The organism is Sphingomonas sp., from assembly GCF_019635515.1.
In the GTDB taxonomy this organism is placed as follows: domain Bacteria; phylum Pseudomonadota; class Alphaproteobacteria; order Sphingomonadales; family Sphingomonadaceae; genus Sphingomonas.
Genome location: NZ_JAHBZI010000002.1, coordinates 903,256 through 916,633, shown reverse-complemented (window position 1 = coordinate 916,633; position 13,378 = coordinate 903,256). Strand labels below are relative to the sequence as shown.

Annotated in this window: 12 protein-coding genes; 7 read left to right on the top strand and 5 right to left on the bottom strand. The window is 65.7% G+C overall.

The features are described 5' to 3' along the window. Positions 1 to 9 precede the first annotated feature (9 nt). The 4 genes from ppdK to KF730_RS16835 form a co-directional block, all read right to left on the bottom strand. Positions 10 to 2,673 (bottom strand): pyruvate, phosphate dikinase, encoded by a 2,664-nt coding sequence (gene ppdK, locus KF730_RS16850; protein WP_294099480.1) that lies wholly within the window; start codon positions 2,671 to 2,673, stop codon positions 10 to 12. 160 nt (positions 2,674 to 2,833) lie between these two features. Next, positions 2,834 to 4,999: a glycine--tRNA ligase subunit beta gene (glyS, locus tag KF730_RS16845; RefSeq protein WP_294099478.1), complete on the bottom strand. Its 2,166-nt coding sequence runs from the start codon at positions 4,997 to 4,999 to the stop codon at positions 2,834 to 2,836. Continuing rightward, complete coding sequence (locus KF730_RS16840) at positions 4,999 to 5,400, bottom strand: DUF559 domain-containing protein (RefSeq protein ID WP_294099475.1); 402 nt, start codon at positions 5,398 to 5,400, stop codon at positions 4,999 to 5,001. The genes glyS and KF730_RS16840 overlap by 1 nt, the downstream gene beginning before the upstream one ends. Before the next feature lie 56 nt (positions 5,401 to 5,456). After that, on the bottom strand, positions 5,457 to 6,350 hold the full coding sequence (locus KF730_RS16835) for a glycine--tRNA ligase subunit alpha (protein WP_294099473.1): 894 nt from the start codon (positions 6,348 to 6,350) through the stop codon (positions 5,457 to 5,459). Between the two features lie 77 nt (positions 6,351 to 6,427). Here KF730_RS16835 and KF730_RS16830 point away from each other — a divergent pair, with 77 nt between their 5' ends. The 6 genes from KF730_RS16830 to pth all read left to right on the top strand — a co-directional run bounded on the left by KF730_RS16830 (position 6,428) and on the right by pth (position 10,922). Further along, positions 6,428 to 7,462, top strand: a complete 1,035-nt coding sequence (locus KF730_RS16830) for a TraB/GumN family protein (RefSeq protein WP_294099471.1) — start codon at positions 6,428 to 6,430, stop codon at positions 7,460 to 7,462. Positions 7,463 to 7,566: 104 nt separating this feature from the next. Beyond that, a complete protein-coding gene (locus KF730_RS16825) occupies positions 7,567 to 8,205 on the top strand; it encodes a hypothetical protein (protein WP_294099469.1) in 639 nt (212 codons plus the stop codon). Continuing rightward, positions 8,205 to 9,083 carry a TraB/GumN family protein gene (locus KF730_RS16820; protein WP_294099467.1) on the top strand — a complete coding sequence of 293 codons (879 nt, stop codon included), beginning with the start codon at positions 8,205 to 8,207 and terminating at the stop codon, positions 9,081 to 9,083. Before KF730_RS16825 ends, KF730_RS16820 begins: the two co-directional genes overlap by 1 nt. A 232-nt stretch (positions 9,084 to 9,315) precedes the next feature. Next, positions 9,316 to 9,987 (top strand): 50S ribosomal protein L25/general stress protein Ctc, encoded by a 672-nt coding sequence (locus KF730_RS16815; RefSeq protein WP_294099465.1) that lies wholly within the window; start codon positions 9,316 to 9,318, stop codon positions 9,985 to 9,987. A gap of 18 nt (positions 9,988 to 10,005) precedes the next feature. Next, the gene (locus KF730_RS16810; RefSeq protein ID WP_294099462.1) at positions 10,006 to 10,341 is read left to right on the top strand and encodes a hypothetical protein; all 336 of its coding nucleotides are present in this window, start codon (positions 10,006 to 10,008) and stop codon (positions 10,339 to 10,341) included. Positions 10,342 to 10,352: 11 nt separating this feature from the next. Beyond that, positions 10,353 to 10,922, top strand: a complete 570-nt coding sequence (gene pth, locus KF730_RS16805; RefSeq protein ID WP_294099460.1) for an aminoacyl-tRNA hydrolase — start codon at positions 10,353 to 10,355, stop codon at positions 10,920 to 10,922. A 90-nt stretch (positions 10,923 to 11,012) separates the two neighbouring features. Here the strand turns inward: pth and KF730_RS16800 are convergent, their stop codons facing one another. After that, positions 11,013 to 12,014, bottom strand: a complete 1,002-nt coding sequence (locus tag KF730_RS16800; protein ID WP_294099457.1) for a hypothetical protein — start codon at positions 12,012 to 12,014, stop codon at positions 11,013 to 11,015. A 176-nt stretch (positions 12,015 to 12,190) separates the two neighbouring features. Here KF730_RS16800 and ychF point away from each other — a divergent pair, with 176 nt between their 5' ends. Next, entirely contained in the window at positions 12,191 to 13,288 is a 1,098-nt protein-coding gene (ychF, locus tag KF730_RS16795; RefSeq protein ID WP_294099454.1) for a redox-regulated ATPase YchF, read from the top strand. Positions 13,289 to 13,378 lie beyond the last annotated feature (90 nt).

The window sequence follows — 13,378 nt, the reverse complement described above, 5'->3', positions numbered from 1 at the left end:
AAACGCCCTTCATCCGCGCCGCAGCGCGGCCTGCGCAGCCGCCAGCCGCGCGATGGGGACGCGATAGGGCGAAGCCGAGACGTAGTCCAACCCAGTCTGCTCGCAGAACTGGATCGAGGCGGGATCGCCGCCATGCTCGCCGCAGATGCCGAGCTTGATATCGGGGCGTGTCGCGCGACCGCGTTCAGCAGCGAGGCTGATCAGCTCGCCGACGCCTTCGACATCGATCGAGACGAACGGATCACGGGCGTAGATGCCCTTTTCGACATAGGTAGTGAGGAAGCGTGCGGCATCGTCACGGCTCACGCCCAGCGTGGTTTGCGTCAGATCGTTGGTGCCGAACGAGAAGAACGCGCCGACTTCGGCGATCTCGCCTGCCCGCAGCGCGGCGCGGGGCAGTTCGATCATCGTGCCGACCAGATACTCGATCTCGCGGCCCTTTTCGGCGAACACCGCCCTGGCGGCCTTGTCGACCACCGTTTTCATCAGCTGGAGTTCCTTGGCGGTGGCGACCAGCGGAATCATCACTTCGGGGATCGGAGCGGCGCCGGACTTTTCGGCGACTTCGCAGGCCGCTTCGAAGATCGCGCGGGCCTGCATCTCATAAATCTCGGGATAGGTCACGCCCAAGCGGCAGCCGCGATGGCCGAGCATCGGGTTGAACTCGTGGAGCTCGGCGGCGCGGCGCTTCAAGGTCTCGACATCGAGGCCGGCGGCGGCGGCGACTTCGGCGAACTCGCTTTCCTCGTGCGGCAGGAATTCATGCAGCGGCGGATCGAGCAGACGGATCGTGCAGGGCAGGCCGACCATCACTTCGAAGATCTCGACGAAATCGCTGCGCTGCTCGGGGAGGAGCTTGGCGAGGGCGGCGCGGCGGCCCGCTTCGTCTTCCGCCAGGATCATCTGGCGGACCGCGGTGATCCGCGCCGAATCGAAGAACATATGCTCGGTACGGCAAAGCCCGATACCTTCGGCGCCGAACTCGCGGGCGGTGCGGCAGTCGAGCGGCGTCTCGGCATTGGTGCGGACCTTGAGGCGGCGCCTGGCGTCGGCCCATTCCATCAGCGTGCCGAAATCGCCGGACAGCTCGGGCTGGACGGTCGGGACTTCGCCGAGCATCACTTCGCCGGTGGTGCCGTCGATGGTGACGGTGTCGCCCTCGCGAACCTCGCGTTGCCCCACGCGCATCACCTTGTCGCGGGCGCTGATCGACAGCGAGCCGGCGCCGGAGACACAGGGGCGGCCCATGCCGCGCGCCACCACGGCCGCGTGGCTGGTCATGCCGCCGCGCGCGGTGAGGATGCCCCTAGCGGCGTGCATGCCGTGGATATCCTCGGGGCTGGTCTCGACGCGGATCAGGATGACACTGTCGCCGGCTCCCGCCCGCTTCTCGGCGGTATCGCTGTCGAACACGGCGACGCCCGAGGCGGCGCCGGGGCTGGCGGGCAGGCCCTTGGTCAGCACGTCGCGCGGCGCCTGGGGATCGAGCGTCGGGTGGAGCAACTGGTCCAGCGCCTGGGGATCGACGCGGAGGATCGCCTCCTCCTGGGTGATCAGGCCCTCGCTGGCCATGTCGACCGCGATCTTGAGCGCAGCCTTGGCGGTGCGCTTGCCGCTGCGGGTCTGGAGCATCCAGAGCTTGCCGCGCTCGACCGTGAACTCGATGTCCTGCATGTCGCGATAGTGGCGCTCGAGCTGGTCGAACACCGCCGCCAGCTCGGCATAAGCCTCCGGCATCGCTTCTTCCATCGACAGCGGCTTGGCGCCCGCAGCCTCGCGCGCGGCCCTGGTGAGGTACTGCGGGGTACGGATGCCCGCGACCACGTCCTCGCCCTGGGCGTTGATCAGGAACTCGCCATAATAGGCATTGTCGCCCTTGGCGGGATCGCGGGTGAAGGCGACGCCGGTAGCCGAGGTGTCGCCCATATTACCGAAGACCATCGCCTGGACATTGACCGCGGTGCCCCAGTCGCCGGGGATGTCGTTGAGGCGGCGATAGACCTTGGCGCGCTCGGACTGCCATGAGCCGAACACCGCGCCGATCGCCCCCCACAACTGGTCATGGACATCCTGCGGGAAGGGCTTGCCCCACAGCTCCTCGACGATCTGCTTGTACTCGGCGACCAGCGCCTTCCAGTCGTCGGCGGTCAGATCGGTATCGAGGTTGTAGCCGCGGTCTTCCTTGGCGATCTCCAGCGCTTCCTCGAAGCGGCCATGATCGAGCTCGAGCACCACGTCCGAATACATCTGGATGAAGCGGCGATAGCTGTCCCAGGCGAAGCGGGGATCGCCGCTGGCTTCGCACAGACCGATCACGGTTTCGTCGTTGAGACCGAGATTGAGGACGGTGTCCATCATCCCCGGCATCGACACGCGGGCGCCGGAGCGGACCGAGACCAGCAGCGGATCGGCGGCGTCGCCGAACTTCTTGCCGGTCACCGCCTCGATATGGGCGACGCCGGTGGCAACTTCGGCCTTGAGGCTGTCCGGGAAAGTCTCGCCATTGTCGTAATAAAGCGCGCAGACCGGGGTGCTGATCGTGAAGCCGGGCGGCACGGGCAAGCCGATCGCCGCCATGCCGTCGAGATTGGCACCCTTGCCGCCGAGCAGGTTCTTGTCGCCCTTGCCGCCGTCCGAAACCCCGCCGCCGAAGCGGTACACATATTGCGTCATTCGAGCCCCTTTTCGCGCTGCAGCGCGCTTACCGCAGGTGCGAAGAGAGCGAAAGGGCTGACCTGCGTTGTCAGCGACAAGTTTTGGTTGGCGCGTGGCAAGCCGGGGCGCGAATGTTGAGGAAGTTTAGTGTTTTCGAGGCACTCAACATTCGCGGGATTCAACCTTCAATCTTCGAGAAGTCCGCTACTTTATGGACCGCATCGCGCATGCGGGCGAGCAGGGCAAGGCGGTGCTCACGCTTGCCCGGTTCATTGACCATTACCTTTTCAAAGAACGCATCGATCGGCGCACGGAGACCGGCCAGGGCCGCCATCGCGCCTTCGAAGTCCTCGCGCCCGATCGCCGCATCCGCTTGCGGAGCAGCCGAGTCGAGCGCCTGGATCAGGGCAGCTTCTTCCTTTTCGGGCGTGTAGGACAGCGTTTTCTGCTCCGCGTCCGACCAATCCTCTTTCTTGAGGATGTTGGCTGCACGCTTGTAGCCGGCGAGGAGGTTCTTGCCGTCGTCGGTCTCAAGGAAGGATTGAAGTGCATAGCACGCTGCAATCGACCTTCTCACATCAAAGCCGATATCACCTTCCTCGACCACAGCGTTCACTAGATCGAAGCGCTTGCCCTCGTCGCGTAACATCTGCCGTAAGCGGTCGAGAAAGAAGCCATTCAGCGTATAAATCGGACGCCAAGTTCTCGAGGATGCATCATTGTCATCGATTTCGTGAGAACCGAGATAGAGTGCAGCTTTGATTGCTTCAAAAATGTTGAAGTCCAAGCCCGCCACCCGAATGATACGGAGGACTGCGAGAGCCGCTCGACGGAGTGCAAAAGGATCCTTCGAACCTGTAGGCGTCTCTTCGATAGCGAAGAAGCGACCCAAGCTGTCGAGCTTGTCCGCAAGCGACACCGCCACCGTCACCGGCGCGGTCGGTACGTCGTCGCCCTGCCCTACCGGCTTGTAATGGTCGCGCACCGCTTCGGCGACCTGCGGGTCTTCGCCCTGCGCGGCGGCGTAATAGCCGCCCATCAGGCCCTGTAGCTCGGGGAACTCGCCGACCATGCCGGTGACGAGATCGGCCTTGGCGAGACGCGCGGCGCGTTCGGCCATGTCGGCCAAGTGCTCCTGCGAAAGCGGGAGCCCAAAGCCGTCAGGGGATGGGCTATCCTGGGCTCCTGCTTTCGCAGGAGCACCGCGAACGATACCCTCTTCCACCAGCCACCGCGCCAGCTTGGCGACGCGATCGACCTTGTCGGCGACGGTGCCCAGTTTCTCGTGGAAGACGATCTTCTCGAGCTTGGGCTGCAAGTCTTCGAGCCGGGTCTTGAGATCGGTCTCGTAGAAGAAGCGCGCATCGCTCAGGCGCGCCGCGAGCACCTTCTGATTGCCTTCGATGATCTTCCAGCCGCCGTCGCTGGCATCGATATTGGCCGTGCAGACGAACGCGTTGGCGAGCGCGCCATCGGCATCGCGGCAAACGAAATATTTCTGGTTCACGCGGGCGGTGAGCTGGATCACCTCGGGCGGAACCGAGAGGAACTCCTCGTCGAAGCGGCCGAGCATCGGCACCGGCCATTCGGTGAGCCCGGCATTCTCGTAGAGCAGCCCGTCATCCTCGACGAGGGTGAGCCCCGCCATCTGCGCGACCATCTTGGCGCCGACCGCGATGATGCCGCGGCGCTCGGCGCCATCGACGATGACGTGGCAGGCGCGCAGCTTCTCGATATAGTCGGCGGCGCTGCCGATGGTGATGGTTCCGGGGTGATGGAAGCGGTGGCCGACGGTCTGGGCGCCGCTCTTGAGCCCGGCGGTCTCGACCGGCACCAGCTTGTCGCCGAGCAGGGCGATGATGCCCTGTAGGGGCCGGACCCAGCGCAAGCTCTCGGTGGAGAGCGAGGCGTCGCCCCAGCGCATCGATTTGGGCCAGGGGAAATTGTGGACGACATGGCCGACCGCGCTGGCGAGCACCGAGCCGGCGACCACGCCCGGGCGGTCGATCACCGCGAACAGCACCTGATTGCCCTTGCCGTCGTCGCGCGCGACGAGCTGCTCGCGGGTCAGGCCGGTCGAGCGGAGAAAGCCTTCGATGGCCTGGGCGGGGGCATCGGCGCGAGGACCTTTGCGCTCCTCGCTTACCGCCGCGGTCTGCGCGGCGACACCGCGGACGATCAGGGCGAGGCGGCGCGGGGTGGCGTAGCTCTCGATGCTTTCGAAGGGGAGGTTGAGCGCCTTGAGCCGCTCGCCGAACAGCTGGGCGAGATCGGTACGCGCCTTTTCCTGCATCCGCGCGGGGATTTCCTCGCAGCGCAATTCGAGGAGGAAGTCTTCGGTCATCACAGATCCTCCCCGGCACGGGGAGGGGGACCGCCGGCCGCAGGCCGGTGGTGGAGGGGGCGTGCCGCGAGCGAAGCGATCGCTTCGGCCGCAGCATCGACATTCTTCAGCACATCTGCCGCGTTCACGCGCAAAACCTCGTATCCATTCTCTTGCAGGAACCGATCACGTTCCCTGTCCTTTTCCGTTCGACCGGCATGCACCTCGCCATCGACTTCAACTACCAATCGGGCCGACACACAGTAGAAGTCCGCAACATAAGGCCCGACCGGATGCTGACGCCGAAACTTCAATCCGGTTTGCGCGCCACGCAGGCGCTGCCACAGCAAAACCTCGGGCAAGCTCATCCCACGGCGGAGCTTTCGCGCGGTCGAAACCTCGGGCCGCTTCGCTTGCGGCACGCCCCCTCCACCGCGCTTTGCGCGGTCCCCCTCCCCGTTCCGGGGAGGATTGAGGGTCACAGCGACCACTCCGGGTATTTGGCCTGCCATTCGGGGGTCATGTGCGCGATCCAGGCCTCGCAGCTGCCCTTCGCGAGATCGCGGACGCGGCCGATATAGGCCTGGCGCTCGGCGACCGAGATGACGCCGCGGGCTTGCAGCAGGTTGAACAAATGGCTGGCCTCGATCGCCTGCTCATAGGCGGCGATGGGGACGCCGGCCCCCAGGCAATTCTCGCACTCAGCCACCGCCTTGCGGAAGCCCTCGAACAAGGTCTCGGTATCGGCGACTTCGAAATTATACTTCGACATCTGCTTCTCGTTTTCGAGAAACACGTCGCCATAGGTAACCCCGCTGTCGTTGAAGGCGAGATCGTAGACGCTGTCGACATTCTGGATGTACATCGCCAGGCGCTCCAGCCCATAGGTCAGCTCGCCCGCGACAGGCTTGCAATCGAAACCGCCCATCTGCTGGAAATAGGTGAACTGGGTGACTTCCATACCGTCGCACCACACTTCCCAGCCGAGGCCCCAGGCGCCGAGCGTCGGGCTTTCCCAATCATCCTCGACGAAGCGGATATCGTGGCGGGTGAAATCGATGCCGATCGCCGCGAGCGAGCCGAGATACATCTCCTGCAGATCGGGCGGACTCGGCTTGAGGATCACCTGATACTGGTAATAATGCTGGAGCCGGTTGGGGTTCTCGCCATAGCGGCCGTCGGTCGGGCGGCGGCAGGGCTGGACGAAGGCGGCGTTCCACGGCTCGGGGCCGAGGGCCCGCAGCGTCGTCGCCGGATGGAAGGTGCCCGCGCCCATCCGCATGTCATAAGGCTGGAGGATCACGCAGCCGCGTTCGCTCCAGTAGTCGTGGAGCTTCAGGATCATGCGCTGGAAGCTGAGAGGCTGAGACATCGAGTGCGCTTTGGCGCAGCCTTCCCAGAGGGTCAATGTGCGTTGACAGCGGCAAGCGGCCCTCGCAACCTCCCGGCATGGGAAGAATCGCCTGGGGGCTTGCGGCGACCGCACTGGCGATCGCGACGGCGGCGGTCGCGCAGAATGTGCCGGGGCTGGTGGCGGCCCTGCCCTATTCGACCTATTCGCCCGACGAGCGGCTGGCGCTGGCCGGCAAGCCGGTGCGCACCGAGATCGATGCGCGCTACGATGCCGCGCTCAGGAAGGAGATGGCGCGGGTCGCGCTCGCCCAGCCCTATCAGCCGACGCCGGCGATCTGGAAAATCTCCGACGCCGACACCTCGATCTACATCTTCGGGACGGTGCACAGCCTGCCGCCCGGCTTTCGCTGGCGCAATCCGGCGCTGGAGGCGGTGATCGTGCGGGCGGACACGCTGCTGCTCGAATCGACCGACGCCGACGATGCGAGCGTCACCTTCCTCGAAGGGCTGCCCAAGGACGAGACGCTGCCGCCGCTGATCGACCGGGTGTCACACCGCGGCCGCGCCAAGCTGGCCGAGATCCAGGCGTTCCTGCCCGCCGAGATGGTCGCCGAGCTCGACCGGATGCCGAGCTGGATCGCGGCGATGAGCATCGGCACGGTGCGCGATCTGATGGCGGGCGACATTCCCAGCGAAGGCGCCGATGCCTGGCTGGAGAAGCATTTCCGCAATCTGGGCCGCCCGGTGCAGGCGATCGAGGACAGCAAGGCGGTGGTCACCAATATCAACGCCGTGCCGGAAAGCACACAGCGGATGATGCTGGAGGCCGCGCTGATCGCGCCGCTGCGCACGCATGACGAACTCGACGCCGCGGCGCATGCCTGGGCGCAGGGACAGGTCGGGCCGGGATCGCCGCTGATGATCATGCCCGAGAGCGTCGATCCGGGCGCGGCGATGGCCGATCCGCTGCTCGTCCAGCGCAACAATGCCTGGGTCGACAGCCTGATCGCGCGGCTGCGGGCGAAGCCGGGCATCATCCTGTTCGCGGCGGGCGCCGGGCATTTCGTCGGCCCCGGATCGGTGATCGACCTGCTCGAAAAGCGCGGGCTCAGGGTCGAACGGGTCCAGTAATGTCACGAGCGGCGATTGCCGCCATCTCGGCCCGATGATAATTTTCGCGCATGCCGGGAGATGCCAGCGAAGCGGAAGCGGGCCCGGCGCGAAGGATGCGCGCCATGATCGAATCGCCCGAGCCGCCGCACGCGCATCATGGCAGCGGCATCAAATGGTTCGACGCGGCCATCACCCTCAGCGTGCTGATGGTCTCGATCGCCTCGCTGGTGATCGCGCTTCACACCGGATCGACGATGGAGCAGCTGGTGCATGAAAATGCCCGGCTGGTGCGGGCCAGCTCGACGCCCCTGCTCTCGTTCAGCACCGGCAACGCCGTGGGTGACGGCAAGGCGCGGATCAGCTTCAATCTGAGCAACAATGGCAGCGGCCCGGCGCGGCTGGTATGGTTCCAGCTCCATTATCAGGGTCGGACCCCCGTCAATATCCTCGAGCTGGTCAGGGCCGCGGGAGGATCGGTGCCGCTGGTCCGGTCGCAGTCGCGCCCGCTGGCGCGCTCCATCATCAGCGCGGGCGAGGAACGGACCTTCATCGGCTGGGACAAGCCCGCCGACGCCGCCAGCCCCGACGGGCAGGCATGGACCAAGCTCGAAGCGGCGCGCTGGAACGTGAAGGTCGAGGCGTGTTACTGCTCCCTGCTCGACGAATGCTGGCTGTCGAGCCTGAACGGCGACGTGCCCAAGCCGGTCGCGCAATGCGATGCCGTGACACATCCCAGCTTCGGGGATATCGCTGCGCATTGATGCGCATCCATATCAGACTGACGATTGCCCTGCTCGCCGCGCTGGCGCTCGCCGGATGCGGGAGCCCCACGCCGCAGGCGGCGAACGATGCCGATCCGGCCTTGTGGGTGGTCAAGGACGCCGACACGACCATCTATCTGTTCGGCACGGTGCATATGCTGAAACCGGGCCTCAGCTGGTTCGATGATGGCGTGAAGACGGCGTTCGACAAGAGCGACAGCCTGATGCTCGAAGTGGTGCTGCCCGACGATGCCGAGATGGCGGCGCTGGTGGCGGAGCTGGGAACGTCGCGCGAGCCGCCGCTGCAAGGGCCCCAGGCGGAGAAGCTGCGCGCTGCGCTGACCGGCTTGGGCATGGCCCCTGACGCGCTCGACCATAGCGAGCCATGGCTGGCGGCGACGATGCTGGCGTCGCTGCCGCTCCAGAAGCTCGGCTACGATCCCAAGGACGGCGCCGAAGCCGTGCTGACCGCGGCGGCGCGCAAGGCCGGCAAGCCGGTGGCCGGGCTCGAAAGCGCGCGCGAGCAGCTCGGCTATTTCGATGCGCTGTCGCTGCCGGCGCAGCGCGCGCTGCTCGAGGAGACGATCCGCACGCTGCCCGATGCCGGGAAAACGCTCGATCAGGCGGTGACGGCGTGGGGCGCGGGCAACGCCGCCAAGCTCGCGGCTTTGGTCAATGACGATGTCGCGTCGTCGCCCGAGGTCGCCGATGCGTTGCTGTTCAGACGCAACCAGCGCTGGGCCGACTGGATCGTCAGGCGGATGGCGCAGCCCGGCACGGTGTTCGTCGCAGTGGGCGCGGGGCATCTGGCGGGCGCAGGCGACGTCCAGGCGGAGCTGGAGAAGCGCGGACTGAAGGTCGAGCGGGTGCGATATTGATCCTCCCCGGCGCGGGGAGGTGGCAGCCGCGGGCTGACGGAGGGGCTAACCAACAGCGATGCCGCTTGCGGCACGCCCCCTCCACCAGCTTCGCCGGTCCCCCTCCCGGCGCGGGGAGGATCAGGGTTGCTCTCTATCCGCCTTTTCCTTATAGGCGCGCGTTCCGCGTCAGGGTCATCCCTGGAGGCCTGGCCGGTGAACGTATGAACTTTAGCGCATTGGAAATCGACACATGAGCGACACGCTTACGCTGTCGGCCGAGACGCGCGACCGGGCTGGCAAGGGAGCCTCCCGGGCGCTGCGTCGTGAAGGCCGCGTCCCCGCCGTCATTTATGGCAACAAGGCAGACCCCGCTGGCATCCATGTCAGCGAGCGCGAACTGACCAAGTTGCTGATGACCGGCCACTTCTTTAATTCGGTGGTGATGATCAACGGCGAGCGCACGCTCCCCAAGGACGTCGCATTCGACGTCGTCAGCGATCGTCCGATCCATGTCGATTTCCTGCGCATCGGCGAGCACAGCAGCGTGCACGTCAACGTGCCGATCCACTTCAGCGATGAAGAAGCGGCCCCCGGCATCAAGCGTGGCGGCGTGCTCAACATCGTGCGCCATGAGCTGGAGCTGATCTGCGACGCGGCCGAGATCCCCTCGGAGATCGCGATCTCGCTCAAGGGCCTCGAAGTCGGCGATTCGATCCACATCTCGCAGGTGACGCTGCCCAAGGGCGCGAAGCCGGTGATCGACGACCGCGACTTCACCATCGCCACGGTCGTTGCCCCGTCGGCGCTCAAGTCGAGCGAAGGCGACAATGAGGACGCGCCGGCGACGGCCGACGCGCCTGCCGAGGCGGAAGCCGAGGCCGAGACCGAAACGCCTGCCGCAGAGGCGGGCGAAGGCGAATAACGATACGGGAGGGGTGGAATGTTTATCCTGGCTTTGCTGCTGACGGCGACTTCCACCCCCCCTTTTCCAGCCGCAGAAGATGCGGACCGCGACGTGCTTTGCTACGCATATGAAGCGTCGGAAGCCGGTGCCGCGAAGAAGGCCGGCGATACCGACAAGTTCGCCATCGCTTATGGTTTCTCGATGTTCTTCCGCGGCGTAGCGGCCGAGCGCTACCAGGACGGCAAGACCTATGAGGCCAAGCAGGCCGAGGCGATCAAGGAACTTTCCCTCGCGCTGACCAACGGCGGCAAGGATCTTGTCGACAGCGAGTGCAAGGCGCTGATGCGCGTCGCGCTGAACACGGGCGGCTAAGCGGGCTGGCCATGCAGCTCTGGGTCGGCCTGGGTAACCCCGGCCCCACTTATGCGATGCATCGCCACAATGTCGGCTTCATGGCGGTGGACGCCGTGGCCGAGGTGCACGGCTTCACATCCGAAAAGAAGCAGTTCCAGGGCTGGACGCGCGAGGGGCGGATCGGCTCCGACAAGCTGATCCTGCTCAAGCCCGCCACGTTCATGAACGAAAGCGGCCGCGCGGTGCGCTCGGCGCTGGACTTCTACAAGCTCACCCCCGCTGATGTCACCGTCTTCCACGACGAGCTCGATCTCGCGCCGTTCAAGGTCAAGGTGAAGATGGGCGGCGGCACTGCGGGGCATAATGGCCTGCGCTCGACCGACAAGCATATCGGGCCGGATTTTCGCCGCGTGCGCCTCGGCATCGGCCATCCGGGGCACAGGGACCGGGTAACCGGATACGTGCTCGGCAATTACGCCAAGGACGAGATCGAGGATCTAAGCGACATGCTGGGCGCGATCGCTTCCGAAGCGCCCTGGCTCGCGGCTGGCGACGATGTGCGCTTCATGAACGATGTGGCGATGCGGCTGGCGCGCTGAACCGTTTCCATGCGCCGCATACAGAAAAGGCCGGGGCCGCGCCCCGACCTTTTCCAACCCGCCCTTGAACGGAAGGGGAGGGGTTTCTGCTTACGACTTCTTGCCGACCACTTCGCCGACAAGGCGGGCATTGGTGCCACTGCCGGCAAAGGTGATACCGATCTCGGCGCCCTGCGAGCCGAAAAAGCCGCCGGCGATCGTGCCCGACAGCGGCGCGCCACTGGCGAAGGCGCCGGTGAACTGGTTCTGGCCCGCCGGAATCGCACCCTGCGCCGCGAAGGTCGCATAGGCCGCGGTCGCACCGCCAGCGGTCGTCTGGGTCAGATTGAAGGTGATATCGACCAGGCCGGTCGAGAAATTGACCGAGACCGTGGCGGTGCCGCCGATGGTGTTGATCGTGGTGACGCCGCCGGCATTGTTCACGACGCGGCCGCGCACCGCCACCGTATAGGCCTGGGTGCCGGTGGTCGGCATGTCGGTGGCCGCGGTCGGATAGCCGAACACGGTGTAGGTAAGCCGCTTGGCGCCCACCGCCGACTCGGCGCGGTACCAATTGCCGTAGCTGACGCGTGCCAGCGAGCCGAGCAGCGTATCGCTGGTGACGCTGCCGGTGATGGTGTTGTTGAGGAATTCGAGCTGCGAGAAATTACCCGTCAGCGCGCCGGTAGCGGTGCTGGTCGTGCGGAACACATATTCCTGATTGCCCGCCGCCGACGTGGTGGTCAGATCGGCCGGGACGAAACGCGATTCCTCGGTGGCTTCGCGAATGACGTAATTGGTGCCCGCAGTCGCGATCGCGCCGCTGACCGCGAGGCGGACGCGGTCCGAGCGGCTTTCAGTACCCCAAGCGCCGAGCGTGACGGCGCCGGCAGTAGGATCGCCGGTGAAGTTGGTCGAGGCGTTGATCGTGGTGAACTCGGCGGCGGCGGTGGCCGCCAGCGGCAGCGCCGCATAGGTTGGCGATGCGGTCGGCGTCGGCGTCGGAGTGGCGGTCGCGGTGGGAGTCGGGGACGGCTTGCTCTTGTCCCCGCTGCAGCTCGACAGCATGACGGTGGCAGCCGCTGCGCTCATGATGATGTGACGGCGAATCATTCCCAACTCCTCGATGGTACGTAATACCCCTAAGGGCTTGGGATCCCTGTACCCCAGATGAATGGGGGTGCGTCAAGCGATCCGGGACCAGCGTGCGACCAACGTGCTGGAAAAGCCGACGCGAAGCCTCTATCGCGCCCGCTTCCCGGTTTTCACTCTATCGACAGGCTATTCTCATGGGTTTCCGCTGCGGCATCGTTGGTCTGCCCAACGTCGGCAAATCGACGCTCTTCAACGCGCTGACCGAGACGGCGGCGGCGCAGGCGGCGAACTATCCCTTCTGCACGATCGAGCCGAATGTGGGGAACGTCGCGGTGCCCGATCCGCGGCTGAACAAATTGGCCGAGATCGCCGGCTCGCAGAAGATCATCGAGACGCAGCTCGGCTTCGTCGATATCGCCGGACTGGTGCGCGGCGCCAGCAAGGGCGAAGGCCTGGGCAACCAGTTCCTCGGCAATATCCGCGAGGTCGACGCCATCGTCCATGTCCTGCGCTGTTTCGAGAATGACGACATCCAGCATGTCGACAACAAGGTCGATCCGATCGCCGATGCCGAAACCGTCGAGACCGAACTGATGCTCGCCGATCTGGAATCGCTGGAGAAGCGCGTGCCGGCCGCCCAGAAGAAGGCGGCACAGGGCGACAAGGAAGCCAAGGCGGCGGCGAGCGTGCTGGGTCAGGCACTCGAGCTGCTGCGCGACGGCAAGCCGGCGCGGCTGACCGAGCCCAAGGACGCCGACGAGGCGCGGATCTTCGCCCAGGCGCAGCTGCTGACCAGCAAGCCCGTCCTGTACGTCTGCAACGTCAACGAGGAGGACGCCGCGAACGGCAACGCGCTATCGGAAAAGGTCTTCGCCAAGGCCAGGGCCGAGGGTGCCGAGGCGGTGGTCGTCTCGGCGGCGATCGAGGCCGAGATCGCGACGATGCCCGCCGAGGAGCGCGGCGATTTCCTCGCCGAGCTGGGGCTGGAGGAAACCGGTCTCGCCCGCGTGATCCGCGCCGGATACAAGCTGCTCCACCTGCTGACCTTCTTCACCGTCGGCCCCAAGGAAGCGCGCGCCTGGACGGTGCATCAGGGCGCCGCCGCCCCCGAGGCCGCGGGCGTGATCCACACCGATTTCGAGAAGGGCTTTATCCGCGCCGAGACGATCGCCTATGACGATTATGTCGCGCTGGGCGGGGAATCGAAGGCGCGCGAAGGCGGCAAGCTGCGCGCCGAAGGCAAGGCCTATGTCGTCCATGACGGCGACGTGATGCATTTCCTGCACAGCTGAGGCGGCAATCAGGGGGAGCGGGATGGCTATAGGCTCAAGAACCGGATCGATCGCCATCGCGCGCTGATCGGCAAATTCCTCTTCGAGTTC

Excerpts from the sequence above, each read along its gene's own strand:
- glyS (WP_294099478.1), bottom strand. The coding sequence starts at position 4,999 with ATGACCGAAGACTTCCTCCTCGAATTGCGCTGCGAGGAAATCCCCGCG.
- ychF (WP_294099454.1), top strand. The coding sequence starts at position 12,191 with ATGGGTTTCCGCTGCGGCATCGTTGGTCTGCCCAACGTCGGCAAATCG.
- KF730_RS16810 (WP_294099462.1), top strand. The coding sequence starts at position 10,006 with ATGTTTATCCTGGCTTTGCTGCTGACGGCGACTTCCACCCCCCCTTTT.
- KF730_RS16820 (WP_294099467.1), top strand. The coding sequence starts at position 8,205 with ATGCGCATCCATATCAGACTGACGATTGCCCTGCTCGCCGCGCTGGCG.
- KF730_RS16825 (WP_294099469.1), top strand. The coding sequence starts at position 7,567 with ATGATCGAATCGCCCGAGCCGCCGCACGCGCATCATGGCAGCGGCATC.
- KF730_RS16830 (WP_294099471.1), top strand. The coding sequence starts at position 6,428 with ATGGGAAGAATCGCCTGGGGGCTTGCGGCGACCGCACTGGCGATCGCG.
- pth (WP_294099460.1), top strand. The coding sequence starts at position 10,353 with ATGCAGCTCTGGGTCGGCCTGGGTAACCCCGGCCCCACTTATGCGATG.
- ppdK (WP_294099480.1), bottom strand. The coding sequence starts at position 2,673 with ATGACGCAATATGTGTACCGCTTCGGCGGCGGGGTTTCGGACGGCGGC.
- KF730_RS16815 (WP_294099465.1), top strand. The coding sequence starts at position 9,316 with ATGAGCGACACGCTTACGCTGTCGGCCGAGACGCGCGACCGGGCTGGC.
- KF730_RS16800 (WP_294099457.1), bottom strand. The coding sequence starts at position 12,014 with ATGATTCGCCGTCACATCATCATGAGCGCAGCGGCTGCCACCGTCATG.
- KF730_RS16835 (WP_294099473.1), bottom strand. The coding sequence starts at position 6,350 with ATGTCTCAGCCTCTCAGCTTCCAGCGCATGATCCTGAAGCTCCACGAC.